Origin of the sequence: Pseudomonas sp. R3-56 (genome assembly GCF_051132075.1) — a bacterium.
In the GTDB taxonomy this organism is placed as follows: Bacteria; Pseudomonadota; Gammaproteobacteria; order Pseudomonadales; family Pseudomonadaceae; genus Aquipseudomonas.
Genome location: NZ_CP071657.1, coordinates 1,892,309 through 1,915,333 on the forward strand (window position 1 = coordinate 1,892,309; position 23,025 = coordinate 1,915,333).

At 59.8% G+C, this 23,025-nt stretch carries 20 protein-coding genes; 15 read left to right on the plus strand and 5 right to left on the minus strand.

Features of this window, described 5'->3' with window-relative positions:
- Positions 1-128: 128 nt before the first annotated feature.
- From J3P96_RS08680 to J3P96_RS08700, 5 genes are all read right to left on the minus strand, one after another.
- Entirely contained in the window at positions 129-1,055 is a 927-nt protein-coding gene (locus J3P96_RS08680; protein ID WP_434656518.1) for a GGDEF domain-containing protein, read from the minus strand.
- A gap of 352 nt (positions 1,056-1,407) precedes the next feature.
- Positions 1,408-2,148: a YciK family oxidoreductase gene (locus J3P96_RS08685; RefSeq protein WP_434601439.1), complete on the minus strand. Its 741-nt coding sequence runs from the start codon at positions 2,146-2,148 to the stop codon at positions 1,408-1,410.
- Positions 2,149-2,336: 188 nt separating this feature from the next.
- Positions 2,337-3,008 carry an N-acetylmuramic acid 6-phosphate phosphatase MupP gene (mupP, locus tag J3P96_RS08690; RefSeq protein ID WP_434601438.1) on the minus strand — a complete coding sequence of 224 codons (672 nt, stop codon included), beginning with the start codon at positions 3,006-3,008 and terminating at the stop codon, positions 2,337-2,339.
- A gap of 4 nt (positions 3,009-3,012) precedes the next feature.
- The gene (gene ubiG / locus J3P96_RS08695) at positions 3,013-3,711 is read right to left on the minus strand and encodes a bifunctional 2-polyprenyl-6-hydroxyphenol methylase/3-demethylubiquinol 3-O-methyltransferase UbiG (RefSeq protein WP_305499685.1); all 699 of its coding nucleotides are present in this window, start codon (positions 3,709-3,711) and stop codon (positions 3,013-3,015) included.
- A gap of 60 nt (positions 3,712-3,771) precedes the next feature.
- On the minus strand, positions 3,772-5,103 hold the full coding sequence (locus tag J3P96_RS08700; RefSeq protein ID WP_434656519.1) for a TRZ/ATZ family hydrolase: 1,332 nt from the start codon (positions 5,101-5,103) through the stop codon (positions 3,772-3,774).
- A 106-nt stretch (positions 5,104-5,209) separates the two neighbouring features.
- Between J3P96_RS08700 and mtnA the strand changes: the two genes are divergently transcribed.
- The 15 genes from mtnA (at position 5,210) to rfbA (ending at position 23,022) form a co-directional block, all read left to right on the plus strand.
- Complete coding sequence (mtnA, locus tag J3P96_RS08705) at positions 5,210-6,286, plus strand: S-methyl-5-thioribose-1-phosphate isomerase (RefSeq protein ID WP_434656520.1); 1,077 nt, start codon at positions 5,210-5,212, stop codon at positions 6,284-6,286.
- 422 nt (positions 6,287-6,708) lie between these two features.
- A complete protein-coding gene (gene gyrA, locus J3P96_RS08710) occupies positions 6,709-9,372 on the plus strand; it encodes a DNA gyrase subunit A (protein ID WP_434656521.1) in 2,664 nt (887 codons plus the stop codon).
- A 302-nt stretch (positions 9,373-9,674) separates the two neighbouring features.
- Positions 9,675-10,760: a 3-phosphoserine/phosphohydroxythreonine transaminase gene (gene serC, locus J3P96_RS08715; protein WP_434656523.1), complete on the plus strand. Its 1,086-nt coding sequence runs from the start codon at positions 9,675-9,677 to the stop codon at positions 10,758-10,760.
- Positions 10,760-11,854: a prephenate dehydratase gene (gene pheA, locus J3P96_RS08720; RefSeq protein ID WP_305499689.1), complete on the plus strand. Its 1,095-nt coding sequence runs from the start codon at positions 10,760-10,762 to the stop codon at positions 11,852-11,854. Before serC ends, pheA begins: the two co-directional genes overlap by 1 nt.
- Positions 11,855-11,866: 12 nt before the next feature.
- Positions 11,867-12,979: a histidinol-phosphate transaminase gene (gene hisC, locus J3P96_RS08725; protein ID WP_434656524.1), complete on the plus strand. Its 1,113-nt coding sequence runs from the start codon at positions 11,867-11,869 to the stop codon at positions 12,977-12,979.
- Positions 12,980-13,007: 28 nt separating this feature from the next.
- Positions 13,008-15,215, plus strand: a complete 2,208-nt coding sequence (locus J3P96_RS08730) for a bifunctional prephenate dehydrogenase/3-phosphoshikimate 1-carboxyvinyltransferase (RefSeq protein ID WP_305501208.1) — start codon at positions 13,008-13,010, stop codon at positions 15,213-15,215.
- Entirely contained in the window at positions 15,212-15,901 is a 690-nt protein-coding gene (gene cmk, locus J3P96_RS08735; protein ID WP_434572729.1) for a (d)CMP kinase, read from the plus strand. Before J3P96_RS08730 ends, cmk begins: the two co-directional genes overlap by 4 nt.
- Positions 15,902-16,020: 119 nt before the next feature.
- Positions 16,021-17,709 carry a 30S ribosomal protein S1 gene (rpsA, locus tag J3P96_RS08740; protein ID WP_186704721.1) on the plus strand — a complete coding sequence of 563 codons (1,689 nt, stop codon included), beginning with the start codon at positions 16,021-16,023 and terminating at the stop codon, positions 17,707-17,709.
- Positions 17,710-17,888: 179 nt separating this feature from the next.
- Entirely contained in the window at positions 17,889-18,851 is a 963-nt protein-coding gene (locus J3P96_RS08745) for an NAD-dependent epimerase/dehydratase family protein (protein WP_434658132.1), read from the plus strand.
- Positions 18,852-18,979: 128 nt separating this feature from the next.
- On the plus strand, positions 18,980-19,258 hold the full coding sequence (locus tag J3P96_RS08750; protein WP_434656525.1) for a hypothetical protein: 279 nt from the start codon (positions 18,980-18,982) through the stop codon (positions 19,256-19,258).
- Between the two features lie 146 nt (positions 19,259-19,404).
- Positions 19,405-19,698 (plus strand): integration host factor subunit beta, encoded by a 294-nt coding sequence (ihfB, locus tag J3P96_RS08755; RefSeq protein WP_025805547.1) that lies wholly within the window; start codon positions 19,405-19,407, stop codon positions 19,696-19,698.
- A 25-nt stretch (positions 19,699-19,723) separates the two neighbouring features.
- Positions 19,724-19,954, plus strand: coding sequence for a lipopolysaccharide assembly protein LapA domain-containing protein (locus tag J3P96_RS08760; RefSeq protein WP_434656526.1), 231 nt, complete (start codon positions 19,724-19,726; stop codon positions 19,952-19,954).
- Positions 19,955-20,168: 214 nt separating this feature from the next.
- A complete protein-coding gene (rfbB, locus tag J3P96_RS08765; RefSeq protein ID WP_434656527.1) occupies positions 20,169-21,245 on the plus strand; it encodes a dTDP-glucose 4,6-dehydratase in 1,077 nt (358 codons plus the stop codon).
- Entirely contained in the window at positions 21,242-22,135 is an 894-nt protein-coding gene (rfbD, locus tag J3P96_RS08770; protein ID WP_434656529.1) for a dTDP-4-dehydrorhamnose reductase, read from the plus strand. Before rfbB ends, rfbD begins: the two co-directional genes overlap by 4 nt.
- The gene (rfbA, locus tag J3P96_RS08775) at positions 22,132-23,022 is read left to right on the plus strand and encodes a glucose-1-phosphate thymidylyltransferase RfbA (RefSeq protein ID WP_305499701.1); all 891 of its coding nucleotides are present in this window, start codon (positions 22,132-22,134) and stop codon (positions 23,020-23,022) included. The genes rfbD and rfbA overlap by 4 nt, the downstream gene beginning before the upstream one ends.
- Positions 23,023-23,025: the final 3 nt, after the last annotated feature.

The window sequence follows — 23,025 nt, forward strand, 5'->3', positions numbered from 1 at the left end:
CTGGCAACCTTGCGTTGACTGGTCCGGCCCCTTCGCGAGCAGGCTCGCTCCCACATTGGTTTTGTGGAGTTGGGTGGGAGCGAGCCTGCTCGCGAAAGCGGAGTGTCGGCCAGCAGAGAAGCCTGGTTTCAGCCCGCCATCGTCAACCGGTTCCGCCCCTCGCGCTTGGCTACATACAGCGCATTGTCCGCCCGGCGCACGAGACTTTCAGCGGACTCGCCCGGCAGCAACGTCGCGCAGCCCAGGCTCACCGTCAATTCGATCCTCGTGCCGTCGGCAAAATAATCCTGGGCCTGGGCGGCATAACGCAGCCGTTCACCGACCATGGCCGCCGCTTCCCGGCTGGTGTTGGCCAGCAGGATCAGGAATTCCTCACCACCGAATCTGAACACCATATCCACATTGCGCAACTGGCCCTTGATCGAGTCGGCAACGGCCTTGAGTACTTCGTCGCCGACCCCGTGCCCATGGCTGTCGTTGATGCGTTTGAAATGGTCGATGTCCAGCATCAGCAACGACAGCGGCTGCATGTGCCGCCTGGCCATGTCGATTTCCCGCTCCAGCGTCTGGTCCATGGCAATGCGGTTGCCGGTGCCGGTCAGTGGGTCGCGCAGGGCGCTCTGGGTGGCGGCGCGGTAGAGCAGTGCATTGCGCAGCGGGAAAAACAGTGCCGACAGGATTGACTCCAGGTCGCTCTGTTCCGCGCTGCTGAAGCGCTGGTTGCGCCGAAACACCAGCTCACCCAGATGCTCGCCCTCATGGCTGAGGTTGTAGCTGAGGTTGTGGTGCCCGCGCTGGCCAAACTCCAGGCGCAGGTCGCTGGGTTTGTGCTGGTAAACCAGTGCGTCCAGAGGCACCAGCCGCTGGATTTCACGGAAGAACAAACCGAGAATCCTTTGCGGCTCCAGGCTGGTCTGCAACTGCTGGCCCAATTGCTGACGCAGCTGCGTCAGGCTGATCGGCCGCGTCACGAGCGCCGACGGCTGGGTGAGGCCCAGGCGCTGCAACTTGGCGCTGTCGAAATCAATAGCATTGGTCTGTGTGGGCGTTTTCATATGGCGTGAGCCCCTGAACTGAATCGGTCCTGACCGGCGGGGGTGAAGCGGCTCTGGGCTGCGCGTCGTACTGATCCATCAGTCCCGAAGGACACTGAGTTGAGTCTAGTCCGCTTCGCTGTGCTGGCGGAGGTCTCGTCCCAATGTCCTGACTCGCCGGACACGGCGTGTTTGAATGGATTAGAGCGAAAGTCGTGCCATTCAGTTCATAGTGATAAAACTTGTCGAGGAATCAATAAGTTGCAGGCTCGTAGCGTGAGCAACGGCGGCAGGGCTTTGGCGTTTCGCCTGGCCGGGGGATCGAAGAGAGGCGCGCCGCGACGGCAAACCGCCGCGACGTCGAGTCTGGCGCTTACTGCGCGTTGAAAGCCTGGCCGTTGACGCCGGTACTGTCCGGGCCCATGAGGTACAGGTACACCGGCATGATTTCTTCGGGCGTCGGGTTGTTCAGCGGATTTTCTCCCGGATAGGCCTGTGCGCGCATGCTGGTGCGGGTGGCGCCGGGGTTGATGCTGTTGGAGCGCACCGGCGCTACGGTGTCGACTTCGTCGGCCAGGGTCTGCATAAGCCCCTCGGTGGCGAACTTGGACACGCCATAAGCGCCCCAATAAGCCCGGCCCTTGCGACCGACGCTGCTGGACGTGAACACCACCGATGCATCCTTGGACAGTTTGAGCAACGGCAGCAAAGTGCTGGTGAGCATGAACATGGCGTTGACGTTCACTTGCATCACCCGCATGAAGTTCTCGCCGGAAAGCTGTTCCAGCGGCGTGCGCGGGCCGATGATCGAGGCGTTGTGCAGGAGGCCGTCCAGATGACCGAATTCGGTCTCGATCATTGCCGCCAGTTCATCGTATTGATGGGGCAGGGCGGTTTCGAGATTGAAGGGGATCACCGCTGGCTGCGGATGACCAGCCGCCTCGATTTCATCATAGACCTGGGTCAGGTTGGCTTCGGTCTTGCCCAGCAACAGCACGGTGGCGCCATGGGCGGCATAGGCCTTGGCGGCAGCGGCGCCAATACCGCGACCGGCACCGGTGACCAGGATGATCCGGCCCTCGAGCAGGTCGGGGCGGGCGGAGTAGTCAAACATAAAAAACCTCAACAATTGAAAACTGCACGAAACCGGCTTTTGTGGCGAGGGGATTTATCCCCGCTGGGTCGCGAAGCGGCCCTCCTCACAACTTGTTTGATGCAGTGCATGGCAGATTTTTGGGGGGCGCTTCGCACCCCAGCGGGGATAAATCCCCTCACCACAAAAGCAATCTCGCCAGCGTCAGGTCAGCAACTGCACAACGCGTTATCCAGCACTTCGCGCAGCGCCAGGGGATGGTCGATCACGACATCCGCGCCCCAGTGCTTGGGGTTGTCGTCCGGGTGGATGTAGCCATAGGTCACCGCGCAGGTCTTGGTCCCGGCGCTGCGGCCGGACTCGATGTCCCGCAGGTCGTCGCCGATGAACAGCACGCTGGCCGGATCGAGGTCGAGCATCTTGCAAGCGAGAATCAGCGGTTCGGGGTCCGGTTTGCTGTTTTTCACATGGTCGGGGCAGACCAGCACTTTCGACCGCTCAGCCAGGCCCAACTGCTGCATGATCGGCTCGGCGAAGCGCACTGGCTTGTTGGTGACCACGCCCCATATGAGATTCGCCGCCTCGATATCGGCCAGTACTTCGGCCATCCCATCGAACAGATGGCTGTGGACCGCGCAACCCTTGAGGTAGCGGTCGAGGAACTCCTGGCGCAACTCCTCGAAACCCGGCGATTCCGGGTCCATGGAGAACGTCACTGCGACCATCGCCCGGGCGCCGCCGGAAATCTCGTCGCGGATGTGCTGGGTGTTCATCGGCGGCAGGCCACGGTCGGCGCGCATGGCCTGGCAGATGGCGATGAAGTCTGGCGCGGTGTCGAGCAGCGTGCCGTCCATGTCGAAGAGAACCGCTTTGAGACGCATCGACTTATTCCTCGCGCAGGGTCTGGATCATGTAGTTGACGTCCACATCGGCAGCCAGCTTGTAGTGCTTGGTCAGCGGGTTGTAGGTCAGGCCGATGATGTCCTTGACGGTCAGCCCGGCCATGCGGCTCCAGGCGCCCAGCTCCGAAGGCCGGATGAATTTCTTGAAGTCGTGGGTGCCGCGTGGCAGCAGCTTCATGATGTATTCGGCGCCGATGATCGCGAACAGGTACGCCTTCGGGTTGCGGTTGATGGTGGAGAAGAACACCTGGCCGCCGGGCTTGACCATCTGGAAGCAGGCACGGATCACCGATGACGGGTCCGGTACGTGTTCGAGCATTTCCAGGCAGGTGACCACGTCGAACTGGCCGGGCATTTCCTCGGCCAGGGCTTCGGCGGTGATCTGCCGGTATTCGACGCTGACGCCGGACTCCAGCTGATGCAGTTGCGCCACCGCCAGCGGCGCCTCGCCCATGTCGATGCCCATTACGGTGGCGCCGCGCAGGGCCATGGCTTCACTGAGGATGCCGCCACCACAGCCGACGTCGAGGACTTTCTTGCCGGCCAGGCCGACGCGCTCGTCGATCCAGTTGACGCGCAGCGGGTTGATGTCGTGCAGCGGCTTGAATTCGCTTTCGCGGTCCCACCAGCGATGGGCCAGGGCCTCGAACTTGGCAATTTCAGCGTGGTCGACGTTGCTCATGTGCAGCTCCTCGAAAAACTTGAAAAATCGATGGTCCCGAGCCGTGGCTCAAGGGCTGTGCTATTCGTTCTGGCCGCTGACCCGACGGCCCCAGTCCTGGGCCGTGGCGATCAGCTGCGATTCGTCCATGCGCGTCAGGCGGCCATCCTCCAGCAACGGCTTGCCGGCCACCCAGAGGTGTTTCACGCAATGGCGGCCGGTGGCGTAGATCAGTTGCGACACCGCGTCATAGATCGGTTGTTGCGCCAAGCCGGACAGGTCGAAGGCCACCAGGTCGGCGGCCTTGCCGACTTCCAGAGAGCCGACGATCGCCTCGATGCCCAGCGCGCGGGCGCCATTGAGCGTGGCCATGCGCAACGCCCGGTGCGCGTCCAGGGCCGTGGCCGAACCGGCGACAGCCTTTGCCAGCAGGGCGGCGGTGCGGGTTTCGCCCAGCAGATCGAGGTCGTTGTTGCTCGCCGCGCCATCGGTGCCGACCGCGACGTTGACGCCGGCCTGCCACAGGCGTTCCACCGGGCAGAAACCGCTGGCCAGCTTCAGATTCGATTCCGGACAATGGATCACGCTGCAATTGTGTTCTACCAGCAGCGCCTGGTCCTCGTCGCTGACCTGGGTCATGTGCACCGCCTGGAAGCGCGGCCCCAGCAGGCCAACGCGCGCCAACCGGGCCATCGGCCGCTCGCCAGTGTTATCCACAGCCTGCTGCACTTCGAAGGCGGTTTCATGAACATGCATGTGGATGGCCGCGTCCAGTTCCTCGGCGATCACGCGGATCTTTTCCAGGTTGTCATCGCCGACGGTGTACGGGGCGTGAGGGCCGAATGCGACTTTGATCCGCGGATGGTGCTTGAGGTCGCCAAACAATTCGATGCCCTGACGAATGGCTTCGTCGGCGCTGGCGGCGCCGGGGATCGGAAAGTCGAGGATTGGAATGGCGATCTGCGCGCGGATGCCACTGTTATGCACGCGTTCGCTGGCCACCTTGGGATAGAAGTACATGTCGGAGAAACAGGTGATGCCGCCCTGGATCTGCTCGGCGATCGCCAGGTCAGTACCGTCGCGGACGAAAGCCTCGTCGACCCATTTACCCTCGGCGGGCCAGATGTGCTGTTCGAGCCAGGTCATCAGCGGCAGGTCGTCGGCCAGGCCACGGAACAATGTCATTGCCGCGTGACCGTGGGCATTGACCAGGCCCGGACTGAGCAGCATGCCGGGCAGTTCGCGAACCTCCGTGGCAGCGCATTGCATGGCTTCGGCCCGTGGCCCGATGAACACGATGCAACCGTCGCGAATGCCCAGGCCATGATCCTTGAGCACGATACCGGCGGGTTCGACAGGCACCAACCAGGTCGGCAGCAATAATAAGTCGAGCGCAACGGCAGGCTTGGGCATCGTGGAACGGTTCCATGGGTTATAAAGGATGACGAAGTATACCCGAGCGTCTTCGCGGAGGGATCGCTATAATCGGCGGCTTTTGTTCTTGAGTGCGGGGTGAGGGATGCGCGATCGACTGTTGGCTGCGGAGAAGGTGAAGGCCATCGATTGGCGCGATGGCGCTCTTTACCTGCTGGATCAGCGTGTTTTGCCGTTCGAGGAAAACTGGATCGCCTACACCAGCGTGGCCGGTGTGGCCGAGGCCATTCGTTCGATGGTGGTGCGCGGTGCGCCAGCCATCGGTATCAGCGCCGCTTATGGCGTGGTGCTGGCGGCGCGAGCGCGGATGGCCGAGGGCGGCGATTGGCAAGCGGCGCTGGAAGCGGATTTCGCCTTGCTGGCCGATTCCCGGCCGACGGCGGTCAATCTGTTCTGGGCGCTGGATCGCATGCGGGACCGGTTGGGACGCTTGAAGGAGTATGCCGAACCGCTAGCGGTCCTGGAGGCTGAGGCCATTGCGATCCATGAAAGTGACCGCGAAGCCAACCTGACCATGGCCCAGCTTGGCGTCGACCTGATCCGCAAGCACCAGGGCAACGCCCAGGCCATCTTGACCCATTGCAACACTGGGGCCCTGGCCACCGGCGGCTTCGGAACGGCCCTCGGGGTAATTCGCGGGGCGTTTCTGGAGGGCATGGTCGAACGGGTCTACGCCGACGAAACCCGTCCATGGCTGCAGGGTTCACGGTTGACGGCATGGGAGCTGGCGAACGAGGGCATTCCGGTGACGCTCAACGCCGATTCCGCCGCTGCCCACATCATGAAGACCAAGGGCGTGACCTGGGTCATCGTCGGCGCCGACCGCATCACGGCCAACGGCGACGTGGCGAACAAGATCGGCACTTACCAGCTGGCGGTCTGTGCCATGCACCACGGCGTACGTTTCATGGTGGTGGCGCCGAGCTCGACCATCGACATGAACCTGGCCAGCGGTGATGACATCCCGATCGAAGAGCGCGACGGGCGCGAGCTGCTGGAAGTCGGCGGCAAGCGGGTCGGGGCGGATGCCGATGCGTTCAACCCGGTGTTCGACGTGACCCCGGCGGACCTGATCGATGCGATCGTGACGGAAAAGGGCATCGTCGAGCGGCCGGATACCGCCAAGATGGCCCAATTGATGTGTCGCAAGCGGTTGCATTGAAGGCTTTCGGCGCCTGAGCTGGCCCCATCGCGAGCAAGCTCGCTCCCACATTTGATTGTGATATGGCTCCATTGTGGGAGCGAGCTTGCTCGCGATAGGGCCGGCAAAGTCAGAAAAAATCCAAATCCAGCCACAAAATCTGCGTTTCAGCGCCTCTGAGCCCCTCTCGTCCCGTTCCAGCCTGTCATCGGTCAACTAACTACGCACCATGCGCATCAGGGGGATAGGTGCGTGGCGGCTCTTGTGATAACATCCGGCGGTTTCCAAGGCTGCCTCGCGAGGTGGCCTTTACTGCGCAGATCCATGGCATAACTCGTTGATTTGTCGTAAGTCGCTGCACGGCACTTGTCCTGCAGCGGCGAGCTTCGTTCATCCCATCTGGATGTAGCGAGGTTTCACCAGAAAAAGGAATCAGGCTTCTCATGGGCGAACTGGCCAAAGAAATCCTCCCGGTCAATATCGAAGACGAGCTGAAACAGTCCTACCTCGACTACGCGATGAGCGTGATCGTCGGGCGGGCGCTGCCGGATGCGCGCGATGGCTTGAAGCCCGTGCACCGGCGCGTGCTGTTCGCGATGAGCGAACTGGGCAACGACTTCAACAAGCCGTACAAGAAATCCGCCCGTGTCGTCGGCGATGTGATCGGTAAGTATCACCCCCACGGCGACACTGCCGTGTACGACACCATCGTTCGGATGGCCCAGCCATTCTCCCTGCGCTACCTGCTGGTGGACGGCCAGGGCAACTTCGGTTCGGTGGACGGCGACAACGCCGCGGCCATGCGATACACCGAAGTGCGCATGACCAAGCTGGCCCACGAACTGCTGGCCGACCTGCACAAGGAAACCGTCGACTGGGTGCCGAACTACGACGGCACCGAGATGATCCCGGCGGTCATGCCGACGCGTATCCCGAACCTGCTCGTCAACGGCTCCAGCGGTATCGCCGTGGGCATGGCGACCAACATCCCGCCGCACAACCTCGGTGAAGTCATCGACGGTTGCCTAGCCCTCATCGACAACCCCGAGCTGTCCGTCGATGAGCTGATGCAATACATCCCCGGTCCCGATTTTCCGACGGCGGCGATCATCAACGGTCGCGCCGGTATCATCGAGGCCTATCGCACCGGTCGCGGCCGCATCTACATGCGCGCCCGCTCGACCGTCGAGGACATCGACAAGGTCGGTGGCCGCCAGCAGATCGTCATCACCGAGCTGCCGTACCAGCTGAACAAGGCCCGCCTGATCGAGAAGATCGCCGAGCTGGTGAAAGAAAAGAAACTCGAAGGCATCACCGAGCTGCGTGACGAGTCCGACAAGGACGGCATGCGCGTCGTGATCGAGCTGCGCCGTGGCGAAGTGCCGGAGGTGATCCTCAACAACCTCTACGCCCAGACCCAGCTGCAAAGCGTGTTCGGCATCAACATTGTCGCGCTGATCGACGGCCGTCCGCGGATCCTGAACCTCAAGGACCTGCTGGAAGCCTTCGTGCGTCACCGTCGCGAAGTGGTCACCCGGCGGACCGTATTCGAACTGCGTAAAGCTCGCGAACGCGGCCACATCCTTGAAGGCCAGGCCGTTGCCCTGTCGAACATCGACCCGGTCATCGCCCTGATCAAGGCCTCGCCAACCCCGTCGGAAGCCAAGGAAGCGCTGATCAGCACCCCTTGGGAATCCACCGCGGTGGTGGCGATGGTCGAGCGCGCCGGCGCCGACTCGTGCCGTCCGGAAAACCTCGACCCGCAATACGGCCTGCGCGAAGGCAAGTACTTCCTGTCCCCGGAACAGGCGCAAGCCATCCTGGAACTGCGCCTGCACCGCCTGACCGGCCTGGAGCACGAGAAGCTGTTGGCCGAGTACCAGGAGATCCTCAACCAGATCGGCGAGCTGATCCGCATCCTCAACAGCGCCACGCGCCTGATGGAAGTGATTCGCGAAGAACTGGAAGTGATCCGCGCCGAGTACGGCGACGTGCGCCGCACCGAGATCCTCGATGCGCGCCTCGACCTGACCCTGGGCGACATGATCCCGGAAGAAGAGCGCGTGGTGACGATTTCCCACGGTGGCTACGCCAAGACCCAGCCGCTGGCCGCCTACCAGGCCCAGCGTCGCGGCGGCAAGGGCAAGTCGGCGACCGGCGTCAAGGACGAGGACTACATCGCTCACCTGCTGGTCGCCAACAGCCATACCACGCTGCTGCTGTTCTCCAGCAAGGGCAAGGTGTACTGGCTCAAGACCTACGAAATCCCTGAAGCATCCCGCGCCGCCCGTGGTCGTCCGCTGGTCAACCTGCTGCCGCTGGACAGTGACGAATACATCACCACCATGCTGCCGGTGGAGGAATACACAGAAGGTCACTTTATCTTCATGGCGACCGCCAAGGGCACCGTGAAGAAGACCCCGCTGGAATCCTTCAGTCGCCAGCGCAGCGTCGGCCTGATCGCCCTGGAACTGGACGAAGGCGACGTGCTGATTTCCGCTGCCATCACTGACGGCGAGCGCGAAGTCATGCTGTTCTCCGACGGCGGCAAGGTCACGCGCTTCAAGGAATCCGACGTCCGCGCCATGGGCCGTACCGCCCGTGGTGTTCGCGGCATGCGTCTGCCGGAAGGGCAAAAGCTGATTTCCATGCTGATTCCGGAAGAAGGCAGCCAGATCCTCACCGCTTCCGCGCGGGGCTACGGCAAGCGTACCGCCATCAGCGAGTTCCCCGAGTACAAGCGTGGCGGCCAGGGCGTGATCGCCATGGTCAGCAACGAGCGTAACGGCCGCCTGGTCGGCGCGGTCCAGGTGCTCGATGGCGAAGAGATCATGCTGATCTCCGACCAGGGCACCCTGGTGCGCACGCGCGTCGCCGAAGTCTCCAGCCTGGGTCGTAACACCCAGGGCGTGACGCTGATCAAACTCGCCAGCGACGAAACGCTGGTCGGGCTTGAACGGGTCCAGGAGCCGTCGGAAGTCGAAGGCGAGGAGCTGGAAGGCGAGGAAGGCGTGGCGTTCGACGGCACCCTCGGTGCCGATGTCGATGACGCCGTCGGCGATCAACAGCTCGATGCCGCCGCAGACGAAGAAGAACCGCAGGACTAAGCGGACACACAGGGGGCGGATGAAGATTCGCCCCCTTGTTGTTTGTTCCGTTTGAAAATTTGCGACACTGCACATTCCCTATGGGACTACCCCTCTCTTGAGGCTTGTTGATTTATCGTGGCGAGGGAGCTTGCTCCCGCTTGAGTGCGAAGCGCTCACAACAAAGAGGGGCCGCTGCGCAGCCCAGCGGGAGCAAGCTCCCTCGCCACGGATTCATCCATGCCTTGAGTGAGCGGTAGCCCCTGTGGGAGCGGTGCAAATCAGAAGATTTAAGTGACCACCAGATCAGAGCGAGATTGGATGTGAGCAAGAGAGCCTATAACTTCTGTGCCGGCCCGGCGGCGCTTCCTGAAGCGGTCCTGAAGCGCGCCCAGGGTGAACTTCTCGACTGGCATGGCAAGGGCCTGTCCGTCATGGAAATGAGCCATCGCAGCGATGAGTTCGTGTCCATCGCGACCAAGGCCGAGCAGGACCTGCGTGATCTGCTGAACATCCCGTCCAACTACAAAGTGCTGTTCCTGCAGGGCGGCGCCAGCCAGCAGTTCGCGCAGATTCCGTTGAACCTGTTGCCGGAAGGTGGCAAGGCCGACTACATCGACACCGGTATCTGGTCGCAGAAAGCCATCGAAGAAGCGTCGCGCTACGGCCACGTCAACGTTGCCGCCACCGCCAAGCCTTACGACTATTTCGCGATCCCCGGCCAGAACGAGTGGAACCTGTCCAAGGACGCGGCCTACGTGCACTACGCGCCGAACGAAACCATCGGTGGCCTGGAATTCAACTGGATCCCGGAAACCGGTGACGTGCCGCTGGTGGCCGACATGTCCTCGGACATCCTCTCGCGTCCTGTGGATATCTCCCGTTTCGGCATGATCTACGCCGGCGCCCAGAAAAACATCGGCCCGAGCGGCATCCTGGTCGCGATCATCCGCGAAGACCTGCTCGGTCGCGCTCGTTCCCTGTGCCCGACCATGCTCAACTACAAGGTCGCGGCCGACAACGGCTCGATGTACAACACCCCGCCGACCCTGGCCTGGTACCTGTCCGGCCTGGTGTTCGAGTGGCTGAAAGAGCAGGGCGGTGTCGAAGCCATTGGCAAGCTCAACGAAGTGAAACAGCGCACGCTGTATGACTTCATCGACGCCAGCGGCCTCTACAGCAACCCGATCAACAAATCCGACCGCTCTTGGATGAACGTGCCGTTCCGCCTGGCGGACGACCGTCTCGACAAGCCGTTCCTGGCCGGCGCCGATGAGCGCGGCCTGCTGAACCTCAAGGGCCACCGCTCGGTCGGCGGCATGCGCGCCTCCATCTACAACGCTGTAGACATCAACGCCGTCAATGCGCTGGTCGCCTACATGACAGAGTTCGAGAAGGAACACGGCTGATGTCTGAGCAAGAACTCAAGGCGCTGCGCCTGCGCATCGACGCCCTGGACGAAAAAGTCCTGGAACTGATCAGCGAGCGTGCACGCTGCGCCCAGGAAGTCGCGCGGGTGAAGATGGCTTCCCTGGCTGAAGGCGAAGTGCCGGTGTTCTACCGGCCGGAGCGCGAAGCCCAGGTGCTCAAGCGTGTCATGGAGCGCAACAAGGGGCCGCTGGGCAACGAAGAGATGGCGCGGCTGTTTCGCGAAATCATGTCCTCGTGCCTGGCCCTTGAACAGCCGCTGAAAGTCGCGTACCTGGGGCCGGAAGGCACCTTCACCCAGGCTGCCGCCATGAAGCATTTCGGTCATGCGGTGATCAGCAAACCGATGGCGGCCATCGACGAAGTCTTCCGCGAAGTGGCCGCTGGCGCGGTGAATTTCGGTGTGGTGCCGGTGGAAAACTCCACCGAAGGCGCGGTCAACCACACGCTGGACAGCTTCCTCGAACACGACATGGTGATCTGTGGCGAAGTCGAGCTGCGGATCCACCACCACCTGCTGGTGGGCGAGAGCACCAAGACCGACAGCATCAGCCGCATCTATTCCCACGCCCAGTCCCTGGCCCAGTGCCGCAAATGGCTGGACGCGCATTATCCGAATGTCGAGCGCGTGGCGGTGTCGAGCAATGCCGAGGCGGCCAAGCGGGTCAAGGGTGAATGGAATTCGGCGGCCATCGCCGGCGATATGGCGGCAGGCCTCTACGGCTTGACGCGCCTGGCCGAGAAAATCGAGGACCGTCCGGACAACTCCACCCGGTTCCTGATGATCGGCAGCCAGGAAGTCCCACCGACCGGCGACGACAAGACCTCGATCATCGTTTCCATGAGCAACAAGCCGGGCGCGCTGCACGAATTGCTGGTGCCGTTCCACGACAATGGGATCGACCTGACGCGGATCGAGACCCGTCCGTCGCGCAGCGGTAAATGGACCTACGTGTTCTTCATCGATTTTGTCGGCCACCACCGCGATCCGCTGGTCAAAGGTGTGCTGGAGAAAATCAGTCAGGAAGCAGTGGCACTCAAAGTGCTGGGTTCCTACCCCAAGGCAGTTCTTTAAGGGCGGATAGCAATGAGTGGCAACTTCCTCGCACTGGCGCAGCCAGGCGTGCAACAACTTTCGCCTTACGTTCCAGGCAAGCCTGTGGACGAACTGGCTCGCGAGCTGGATCTGGATCCGGCCAGCATCGTCAAGTTGGCGAGCAACGAAAACCCGCTGGGCGCGAGCCCCAAGGCATTGGCGGCGATCCGCGACGAGCTGGCCGAGCTGACCCGCTACCCCGACGGTAATGGCTTTGCCTTGAAAAGCCTGCTGGCCGAGCGCTGCGGCGTCGAGCTGAGCCAGGTGACCCTGGGTAACGGCTCCAACGACATTCTCGAATTGGTCGCTCGTGCCTATCTGGCGCCGGGCCTGAACGCTGTGTTCAGCGAGCATGCGTTTGCGGTCTATCCGATTGCCACCCAGGCCGTTGGTGCCGATGCCCATGTGGTTCCGGCTAAGGATTGGGGGCACGATCTGCCGGCCATGCTGGTCGCCATCGACGCCAATACCCGCGTGGTCTTCATCGCCAACCCGAACAATCCGACCGGCACCTGGTTCGATGCCCAGGCCCTGGACGACTTCCTGCAGGACGTGCCCGAGCACGTGCTGGTGGTGCTGGACGAGGCCTACATCGAGTACGCCGAGGGCAGCGACCTGCCCGACGGCCTGGATTTCCTCGCCGCGTATCCGAACCTGCTGGTGTCGCGCACGTTCTCCAAGGCCTATGGCCTGGCGTCGCTGCGGGTCGGTTACGGCCTCTCCACCGCAGTGGTGGCCGATGTGCTGAACCGCGTGCGCCAACCGTTCAACGTCAACAGCTTCGCCCTGGCCGCCGCCTGCGCCGCCTTGCAGGACGAGGCCTACCTGGCCGAGAGCCGCCGCTTGAACGAGGCCGGTATGCAGCAGTTGGAAGCCGGCTTCCGTGAGCTGGGGCTGAGCTGGATTCCTTCCAAGGGCAATTTCATTTGTGTCGACGTGGGCTGCGTCGCGGCGCCGGTGTTCCACGGCTTGCTGCGCGAAGGCGTGATCGTCCGTCCGGTGGCCAATTACGGCATGCCGAATCACCTGCGGGTCACCGTCGGCCTGCCGGCGGAAAACAGCCGTTTCCTGGAGGCGCTGAGCAAGGTCCTGGCTCGTGGTTGATGTCACCTCGCTGCAACCTGCGACACCTATGATCGGTCGCCTGGTGGTGGTCGGCCTGGGATTGATCGGCGGTTCGTTCGCCAAGGGCCTGCGTGAAAGCGGGCTGTGCCGGGAAGTCGTGGGGGTCGACCTCGATCCGCAATCGCGCAGGCTCGCCGTCGAGCTGGGCGTGGTGGATCGCTGCGAGGATGACCTGCTGGTCGCCTGCCAAGGGGCTGACGTGATCCAGCTGGCGGTGCCGATCCTGGCCATGGAGAAACTGCTGGCCCGGTTGGCCGGCATGGACCTCGGGCAAGCGATTCTCACCGATGTCGGCAGCGCCAAAGGCAATGTCGTGCGGGCGGCGACCGAGGCGTTCGGCGGCATGCCGGCGCGCTTCGTGCCCGGTCATCCGATTGCCGGCTCCGAGCAGAGCGGGGTAGAGGCATCCAACGCCGAGCTGTTCCGTCGTCATAAGGTCATTTTGACGCCGCTGGACCAGACCGATCCCGCGGCATTGTCGGTGGTGGACCGTCTGTGGCGCGAGCTGGGGGCCGATGTCGAGCACATGCAGGTCGAGCGACACGACGAAGTATTGGCCGCTACCAGCCATTTGCCGCACTTGTTGGCGTTCGGTCTGGTGGATTCATTGGCCAAACGCAATGAAAATCTTGAGATCTTCCGTTACGCTGCCGGCGGTTTCCGCGATTTCACGAGAATCGCGGGTAGCGACCCGGTCATGTGGCACGACATCTTCCTCGCCAACCGCGAAGCTGTCCTGCGCACACTCGATACATTTCGCAGCGATCTCGACGCCTTGCGCGACGCGGTCGATGCAGGGGACGGGCACCAATTGCTGGGCGTTTTCACGCGCGCCAGGGTGGCCCGCGAGCATTTCAGTAAAATCCTGGCCCGTCGGGCCTATGTGGACGCTATGAACTCCAACGATCTGATTTTCCTGGCACAACCTGGTGGCTCCCTGAGTGGGCGGATTCGTGTACCGGGCGATAAATCGATTTCCCACCGCTCGATCATGCTCGGCTCCCTGGCTGAGGGCGTGACCGAGGTGGAAGGTTTCCTCGAGGGTGAAGACGCCCTGGCAACGCTGCAAGCGTTCCGCGACATGGGCGTGGTCATCGAGGGGCCACACCACGGCCGCGTAACCATCCATGGTGTTGGCCTGCACGGTCTGAAGCCCGCTCCGGGCCCGATCTACCTGGGCAACTCCGGCACGTCGATGCGCCTGTTGTCCGGCCTGCTGGCCGCCCAGGATTTCGACAGCACCCTGACCGGCGATGCCTCGCTGTCCAAGCGTCCGATGAACCGCGTCGCCAACCCGCTGCGGGAAATGGGTGCGGTGATCGAGACCGCGGCTGACGGTCGCCCGCCGATGACCATTCGCGGCGGCAACAAGCTCAAGGGCCTGACCTACACCATGCCGATGGCCAGCGCCCAGGTGAAGTCCTGCCTGCTGCTCGCCGGTCTGTATGCCGAAGGCAAGACCACCGTCACCGAGCCGGCGCCGACCCGCGACCACACCGAGCGCATGTTGCGTGGCTTCGGTTATCCGGTCAGCGTTGACGGCGCTACCGCTTCTGTCGAATCGGGCAGCAAGCTGACCGCGACCCACATCGAAGTGCCGGGCGATATTTCCTCGTCGGCGTTCTTCCTCGTGGCCGCGTCGATCGCCGAAGGCTCCGACCTGGTACTCGAACACGTCGGGATCAACCCGACCCGTACCGGCGTGATCGACATCCTGCGCCTGATGGGCGCCGACATCACTCTGGAAAACCAGCGTGAAGTGGGTGGCGAGCCCGTTGCAGACTTACACGTAAGAGCGGCTAAACTCAAAGGCATCGAGATTCCCGAGGCGCTGGTTCCCCTGGCGATCGACGAGTTCCCGGTGCTGTTCGTGGCGGCGGCGTGCGCAGAAGGTCGCACAGTGCTGACCGGCGCCGAAGAGCTGCGGGTCAAGGAGTCGGATCGCATTCAGGTGATGGCCGACGGCCTGCTGGCCCTTGGTGTCAAATGCGAACCGACGCCGGACGGCATCATCATTGATGGTGGCCAGATTGGCGGTGGCGAAGTCCATGGCCATGGCGACCATCGCATCGCCATGGCATTCAGTGTTGCGTCCCTGCGCGCCAGCGCGCCGATCCGCATCCATGACTGCGCCAACGTCGCCACGTCTTTCCCGAACTTCCTGGCGTTGTGCGCGCAGGTCGGTATTCGAGTAGCACAAGAGGCACAGTCGTGAACATCAAGGCACCGGTCATCACCATTGATGGCCCAAGCGGCTCGGGCAAGGGCACCATCGCCGGCATGCTGGCCAAGCAATTGGGCTGGAATCTGCTCGATTCCGGCGCCCTCTATCGCTTGCTGGCCTTCGCCGCCAAGAACCATGGCGTCGACCTGACCAACGAGGAACTGCTCAAGGCCCTGGCCGCCCATCTGGACGTGCAGTTCATCGCCGCCACCGATGGCCAGTTGCAGCGCATCATCCTGGAAGGTGACGAAGTCAGCGACGTCATCCGTACCGAAAGCGTTGGCGCCGGGGCCTCCCAGGTCGCCGCGCTGCCGGCGGTGCGCGAAGCGCTGCTGCAGCGTCAACGGGCGTTCCAGGAGCCGCCGGGACTGGTGGCCGATGGCCGCGACATGGGCACGGTGGTATTTCCGGATGCGCCGCTGAAGATATTCCTCACCGCCAGCGCGGAGGAGCGGGCTCGCCGCCGATATTTGCAGTTGAAGGGCAAAGGCGAGGATGTTAGTCTGTCGAGTCTGCTAGATGAGATCCGTGCACGCGACGAGCGTGATACCCAGCGCGCAGTAGCCCCGCTAAAGCCGGCGGCCGATGCGATTCAGCTGGATTCCACGGAGTTGTCCATTGATCAGGTGTTGCAACGCATCATGAGCGAGATCGCGCTTCGCGATATCGCCGGGTGACAGGAAGCTCCGCAGGGGACCAGTCATAGTCCTGCGGCGCTTCTTTTATATGAAACTAACCCACATCGTCTGGGGTGTGGAGATGGGCGTTTACTTCGCCCTAATCAACAGGAATTAAAATGAGCGAAAGCTTTGCGGAACTCTTTGAAGAAAGCTTGAAAACCCTGAACCTTCAGGCAGGCTCCATCATCACCGGCGTTATCGTTGATATCGATTACCAGGCTCGCTGGGTAACCGTTCACGCTGGTCTGAAGTCTGAAGCGCTGATCCCGCTTGAGCAGTTCTACAACGACGCTGGCGAACTGAACATCAACGTCGGTGACGAAGTTCACGTTGCGCTGGACTCGGTTGAAGATGGCTTTGGTGAAACCAAGCTGTCCCGTGAAAAAGCCAAGCGTGCTGAATGCTGGATCGTTCTGGAAGCGGCCTTCGCAGCTGAGGAAGTGGTCAAGGGCGTTATCAACGGTAAGGTTAAAGGCGGCTTCACTGTCGACGTTAACGGCATCCGTGCGTTCCTGCCAGGTTCCCTGGTTGACGTCCGTCCAGTGCGCGACACCACGCACCTGGAAGGCAAAGAGCTGGAATTCAAGGTCATCAAGCTGGACCAGAAGCGCAACAACGTTGTCGTTTCCCGTCGCAGTGTCCTGGAAGCCGAGAACTCCGCCGAGCGTGAAGCTCTGCTGGAATCGCTGCAGGAAGGCCAGCAGGTCAAGGGTATCGTCAAGAACCTCACCGATTACGGCGCATTCGTCGATCTGGGTGGCGTCGATGGCCTGCTGCACATCACCGACATGGCCTGGAAGCGTATCAAGCATCCTTCGGAAATCGTCAACGTTGGCGACGAGATCGATGTCAAGGTTCTGAAGTACGATCGCGAGCGCAATCGTGTTTCCCTGGGCCTCAAGCAACTGGGTGAAGATCCATGGGTCGCTATCAAAGCCCGTTACCCAGAAGGCACTCGCGTTACCGCTCGTGTTACCAACCTCACCGACTACGGCTGCTTCGCTGAGCTGGAAGAAGGCGTTGAAGGCCTGGTACACGTTTCCGAAATGGACTGGACCAACAAGAACATCCACCCTTCGAAAGTCGTACAAGTCGGCGACGAAGTGGAAGTCATGGTTCTGGACATCGACGAAGAGCGTCGTCGTATCTCCCTCGGCATCAAGCAGTGCAAGTCCAACCCATGGGAAGACTTCTCTGGCCAGTTCAACAAGGGCGATAAAATCTCCGGCACCATCAAGTCGATCACCGATTTCGGTATCTTCATTGGTCTGGACGGCGGCATCGACGGCCTGGTTCACCTGTCCGACATCTCCTGGAACGAAGTGGGCGAAGAAGCCGTACGCCGCTTCAAGAAGGGCGACGAGCTGGACACCGTTATCCTGTCGGTTGACCCAGAGCGCGAGCGCATCTCCCTGGGTATCAAGCAACTGGAAAGCGATCCGTTCTCCGAGTACGTTCAAGAGAACGACAAAGGCGCAATCGTTAAGGGCATCGTGAAAGAAGTTGACGCCAAAGGCGCCATCATCACCTTGGCCGACGATATCGAAGCGACTCTGAAAGCCTCCGAAATCAGCCGTGACCGCGTTGAAGACGCGCGCAACGTCCTGAAAGAAGGCGAAGAAGTAGAAGCCAAGATCATCAGCGTTGACCGCAAGAGCCGCGTAATCCAGCTCTCCATCAAGTCGAAAGACGATGCTGAAGAGAAAGAAGCAATCCAGAGCCTGCGCGAGAAGCCAGCTACTGATGCTCCTGGTCCTACCACTCTGGGCGACCTGCTGCGTGCACAGATGGAAAAGCAGAACTGAGTTCTGTCAGACCATAAAAAAGGGCGACTTCGGTCGCCCTTTTTCTTGCTCAGCATTTGGCTAGCGCAAACCCTGGAGGTGCATATGAGCAACGCTTATGGTCGGAGAACGGACACGCACCGGTTGGAAGCTGACTGTCCGGGGCGGGGCGGCTCGTGGATCCTCGGAGCAGGTTATTGATGACTTCAGAAAAAGTACTGGTTACGGGCGCTACCGGGTTCATTGGCCAAGCCCTTATACGGCAACTCTTGCTGCGACAGGAGGCGGAGGTCATCGCCCTGGTTCGTCGGCGGAGCCAAGAGCTTCCAAGCGCCGTACAGCAGTTCGTCTGTGCCAGTGGAGGCGATCCGTCTTTCCCTGATGATGTTGCTACAGTGATTCATCTAGCTGGTCGTGCCCATGTAATAAAGGATTCTTCGGGTTCATCCTTGGATATGTATCGGGTCGATAATGTCGAGTACACGGTGAGCCTGGCTCGTAAGGCGCTTGCCTCTGGTGTAAAGCGCTTCGTCTTTATCAGCTCTATCGGTGTAAATGGTTCTGCTACAGGGAGAGTTCCATTCAACGAAGAGTCAGTACCTTCCCCAAAGGCGGACTACGCAATTTCAAAATGGGAGGCCGAGCAAGCGATGACCGGATTGCTGAAAGGCTCCGGTATGGAACTCGTCATCATTCGGCCGCCGCTTGTATACGCTGGCCATGCTCCAGGCAACTTTCGTCGTCTTCTGAAGTTGGTTGCCACAGGGCTTCCGATGCCATTCGCCTCTATCCATAATTGTCGCAGCATGATTGCATTGGAGAATCTGGTGGACTTCATTTTCCTGTGCTCCCAGCATCCGGCTGCTGCTAACGAAACATTTTTGGTAGCTGATGGGATGGATTTTTCGACCGCGCAGATTATTGAGCGGTTGGCGGAAGGTATGGACAAGGGGATTTTGCTTTTTCCTGCGCCAGAGGGCCTGATGCGATGGGGGGCTCGCGCGGTGGGCATGCGGGGGGCGTTTGAACAGCTATGTGCAAGTCTTGTTATCGACTCCAGCAAGGCGCGGGATGTTTTAGGCTGGCGAGCGCCCATGGATGCGGGTATGGCGCTGGTAGATGCTGGGCGGAAGTTCAGTTCGGCGCGTCGTCCCAGCCGTTGATATGTTTCCGTGGCGAAACCATTTCTTGCGAGAGGGTGTCCTTTCTGTAACAAGGTAGTCGTTTAATTGCGTTGGCGTTGGCTGGATCGTTATGGGTAAAACCTGATGTCCCGTTTCTAAGGAAATGAATGAAAAAGCTAATGGTCGTATTGGTCGTTCTGATGCTCGTCGGTTGTAGTACACAGGCGAAGACACGAGCAGTGCGTGGGGTCAGCGGCGTACAGGTCGACTGTTCCGGGTTGGGTTCTGGTTGGGACAAATGCCATAAGCGCGCGGCGAAAGAATGCAAAGGTGCAGGATACAAAGTCATCACGCGTACCGATGACGCCAGGGACGAAGATATTTACCCTTTTGGTATCAATCCAGCCGGCTATCTGACTCGCACCATGTTGGTTATCTGTCGATGAGCGCGGGTCACATTGGATATCTGCACAAAAACGGGGCATCTGCCCAGCCTTGAATATATGTCAATACATAGGCTGTTCAAATCCCTCCGGTCATGCTAAAACCTGTTAAGCGATTTTCCTAGCTGCTTGAAAAAGAAGGGAAAAACATGACGAAGTCGGAGTTGATCGAACGGATTGTCACCCATCAAGGGCTACTCTCATCCAAGGATGTGGAGCTGGCCATCAAGACCATGCTTGAGCAAATGTCCCAATGCCTGGCCACAGGCGATCGAATCGAGATTCGTGGTTTTGGCAGCTTCTCTCTTCATTATCGGGCGCCACGTGTAGGCCGTAATCCCAAAACCGGCCAGTCCGTTAGCTTGGATGGAAAATTTGTTCCGCATTTCAAGCCGGGCAAGGAGCTTCGGGATCGTGTGAACGAAGAGGAGGAGGGCGTTTGACTGCGCCTGAACGAGGAGCAGGAAAGTGACTAAGCTAAAACGTATTCTTTTTGCGGTGTTCGTGCTGCTGACAATTCTCATTGTTCTCGCATTTGTCTTGGAAAACCAAGAGCCGGTTTCCTTGTCATTTCTGGGCTGGGCTGGGCCTCAATTGCCGGTATCTGTCATCAGTGTCGTTGCGTTGTTGCTTGGCATGCTGCTCGGTCCGTTACTCGGATGGTTAGTGGGTCGCATCAAGCGTAAGCGTCTGGTCTGAAGGCTGGTCAGGCATTTCGGCGAGACCCAGTGAACGCCGGACAGTCTATATCCGTTAGTAAATAGTCCATTAATCTGTAAAATGTTCCGCTTGATCGGGCATGGCGTATACGTGTCCAGTCAGCGTAACAAAGCCCCACAGAAAATGGCTTTGTGTTCATGGATTAGACAGCGCTCGGTTGGCAGCCTGTTGACAGCTCAAGGGTATGGTTCGCGTGAAAATCTTAGTCACTGGCGGCGCCGGGTTTATCGGCTCTGCGGTCATTCGTCATATCATCTCCAATACCACAGATACGGTCGTGAATGTCGACAAGCTCACGTACGCCGGCAATTTGGAATCCTTGGCCGAAGTCAGCCAGAGTCCCCGTTATGCTTTTGAGCGCGTAGATATCTGCGACCGCGCTGAAATGGATCGCGTCCTGCATGATCACCAGCCTGATGCGATCATGCATCTGGCTGCGGAGTCCCATGTGGACCGTTCGATCTCCGGACCGTCCGAGTTCATTCAGACGAACATCATCGGCACTTACACGTTGCTTGAAGCCGCCCGCCATTATTGGACTGCGCTGGATGAAGCACGAAAAGCCAATTTCCGTTTCCATCACATTTCTACGGACGAAGTCTATGGTGACCTCGAGGGGCCGGAAGACTTGTTCACCGAAACAACCCCCTATCAGCCAAGCTCGCCTTATTCTGCCAGCAAGGCCAGTTCTGATCACTTGGTCCGCGCCTGGAGCCGTACTTACGGCTTGCCGACGCTGGTGACCAACTGCTCGAACAATTACGGCCCCTGCCATTTCCCCGAAAAACTTATTCCGCTGATCATTCTCAATGCGTTGGAAGGCAAGCCCCTGCCGGTGTACGGCAAAGGCAATCAGATACGTGACTGGCTCTATGTGGAAGATCATGCCCGGGCCCTATACAAGGTGGTAACGGAAGGTGTGATTGGCGAGACTTACAACATCGGCGGTCACAACGAAAAGCAGAACATTGAAGTTGTGCATGCATTGTGTGCGCTGCTGGATGAATTGCGCCCCGAGTCTGTTCATCGTCCTCATGCCCAGCTGATCACTTATGTTCAGGACCGCCCAGGCCACGACCAGCGTTACGCCATCGATGCCAGCAAGATCCAACGAGAATTGGGCTGGGTGCCAGAGGAGACATTTGAAAGCGGTATCCGTAAGACCGTTGAGTGGTATCTGGAAAACAATGAATGGGTGATGCACGTGAAGAGTGGTAGCTACCAGCAGTGGATTGATCAGAACTATAGCGATCGATCAGGTAAGGCATGAAAATTCTTCTTTTCGGAAAAAACGGGCAGGTAGGATGGGAGCTACAGCGTTCGCTTGCTCCACTGGGTGATCTCATCTCCCTGGATCGTCATTCCTCCGAGGGCCTGAGTGGCGATCTGTCCAACCTTGACATGCTGCGTGCGACGATTCGTCAGGTTAGGCCTGACATAATTGTCAATGCGGCGGCTTATACTGCTGTTGATAAAGCCGAGTCCGAAACCGAGCTGGCTCAACTGGTCAACGGCTCTGCCAGTCGAGTCATGGCTGAGGAGGCGGCGTCCCGAGGCGCATGGCTGATTCATTATTCAACGGACTACGTCTTCAACGGCCAGGGTACCAAGGCCTGGCAAGAGACCGATGCAGTAGCTCCGGTGAATCACTACGGCGCAAGCAAATCCGCCGGTGAGCAGGCAATTATCGCTTCAGGTTGTAAATACCTACTGTTCCGCACCAGTTGGGTATACGGTGCCAGGGGTAACAATTTTGCGAAAACCATGCTGCGTCTGGGCAAGGAACGTGAGACTTTGAATGTTATCGCTGACCAGGTTGGAGCACCTACTGGCGCGGATCTGATCGCCGACGTGACTGCCTTGGCGATTCAGAAAGCCATGATATGTCCTGAGTTAAGCGGTGTTTACCACTTGGCTGCCAGTGGCGAGGTGTCTTGGCATGGCTATGCCAGCTATGTCATTGACTTCGCTCGCAGCCAGGGAGAGTCATTGATGGTGACTACTGTGAACCCGATCGAAACCAGTGATTACCCTACCCCCGCGCGTCGGCCGCTAAACTCTCGTCTGAATACTCAAAAACTGCGCGATAATTTTTCACTACGCTTGCCGGATTGGCAAAGTGGCGTAACCCGAATGCTTAGGGAAGTTCTAAATAAATGACCGGAACAAATCGTAAAGGTATTATTCTTGCTGGCGGTTCGGGTACGCGGCTGCATCCGTTGACGTTGGGCGTATCGAAACAGATGCTTCCCATCTACGACAAACCGATGATTTTCTATCCGTTGTCAGTGCTGATGCTTGCCGGCATGCGTGAAGTTCTGATTATTTCCACCCCTGAAGACTTGCCGTGCTTTCGCAAGCTGTTAGGTGACGGCACTCATTATGGAATCAAACTGAGCTATGCCGAGCAACCCAGTCCGGATGGCTTGGCGCAAGCCTTCATTATTGGCGAAGAGTTTATTGGTTCTGATCCATGTTGCTTGATTTTAGGCGACAACATTTTTTATGGTCAGCATTTCTCTGACAACTTACGCTCTGCCAGCACACAACTACACGGCGCTACCGTTTTTGGTTATCACGTTTCGGATCCTGAGCGTTTCGGGGTGGTTGAGTTTGACGCCGATGGTCGGGCCTTGAGTATTGAAGAGAAACCTCTCGAACCGAAATCCAGCTATGCGGTGACAGGATTGTATTTTTATGACAATCAGGTCGTCAAAATTGCGAAGAGCATCAAGCCCTCTGCGCGTGGCGAATTAGAGATTACCGATGTCAATCGGGTCTACCTCGAGCAACAGTCCCTTAATGTTGAAATGCTTGGTCGTGGTTTTGCCTGGCTGGACACGGGTACTCATGATTCGTTACTGGAGGCGAGTCATTTCGTGCACACCATCGAACAGCGTCAAGGACTGAAGGTGGCGTGCCTGGAAGAAATTGCCTATAACAACGGCTGGATTACTGCCGAGCAGCTAGGTGCCCAAGCGGATGCGTTGAAGAAGACTGGTTATGGTCAGTATTTGCAAAAGCTGCTGAACTCACCTTCCCACTGACCG

What these genes read in the sequence shown, in the direction of transcription:
- J3P96_RS08680 (WP_434656518.1), bottom strand. Translation starts at nt 1,055, where the DNA reads ATGAAAACGCCCACACAGACCAATGCTATTGATTTCGACAGCGCCAAG.
- J3P96_RS08685 (WP_434601439.1), bottom strand. Translation starts at nt 2,148, where the DNA reads ATGTTTGACTACTCCGCCCGCCCCGACCTGCTCGAGGGCCGGATCATC.
- mupP (WP_434601438.1), bottom strand. Translation starts at nt 3,008, where the DNA reads ATGCGTCTCAAAGCGGTTCTCTTCGACATGGACGGCACGCTGCTCGAC.
- ubiG (WP_305499685.1), bottom strand. Translation starts at nt 3,711, where the DNA reads ATGAGCAACGTCGACCACGCTGAAATTGCCAAGTTCGAGGCCCTGGCC.
- J3P96_RS08700 (WP_434656519.1), bottom strand. Translation starts at nt 5,103, where the DNA reads ATGCCCAAGCCTGCCGTTGCGCTCGACTTATTATTGCTGCCGACCTGG.
- mtnA (WP_434656520.1), top strand. Translation starts at nt 5,210, where the DNA reads ATGCGCGATCGACTGTTGGCTGCGGAGAAGGTGAAGGCCATCGATTGG.
- gyrA (WP_434656521.1), top strand. Translation starts at nt 6,709, where the DNA reads ATGGGCGAACTGGCCAAAGAAATCCTCCCGGTCAATATCGAAGACGAG.
- pheA (WP_305499689.1), top strand. Translation starts at nt 10,760, where the DNA reads ATGTCTGAGCAAGAACTCAAGGCGCTGCGCCTGCGCATCGACGCCCTG.
- hisC (WP_434656524.1), top strand. Translation starts at nt 11,867, where the DNA reads ATGAGTGGCAACTTCCTCGCACTGGCGCAGCCAGGCGTGCAACAACTT.
- J3P96_RS08730 (WP_305501208.1), top strand. Translation starts at nt 13,008, where the DNA reads ATGATCGGTCGCCTGGTGGTGGTCGGCCTGGGATTGATCGGCGGTTCG.
- rpsA (WP_186704721.1), top strand. Translation starts at nt 16,021, where the DNA reads ATGAGCGAAAGCTTTGCGGAACTCTTTGAAGAAAGCTTGAAAACCCTG.
- J3P96_RS08745 (WP_434658132.1), top strand. Translation starts at nt 17,889, where the DNA reads ATGACTTCAGAAAAAGTACTGGTTACGGGCGCTACCGGGTTCATTGGC.
- J3P96_RS08750 (WP_434656525.1), top strand. Translation starts at nt 18,980, where the DNA reads ATGAAAAAGCTAATGGTCGTATTGGTCGTTCTGATGCTCGTCGGTTGT.
- ihfB (WP_025805547.1), top strand. Translation starts at nt 19,405, where the DNA reads ATGACGAAGTCGGAGTTGATCGAACGGATTGTCACCCATCAAGGGCTA.
- rfbD (WP_434656529.1), top strand. Translation starts at nt 21,242, where the DNA reads ATGAAAATTCTTCTTTTCGGAAAAAACGGGCAGGTAGGATGGGAGCTA.
- rfbA (WP_305499701.1), top strand. Translation starts at nt 22,132, where the DNA reads ATGACCGGAACAAATCGTAAAGGTATTATTCTTGCTGGCGGTTCGGGT.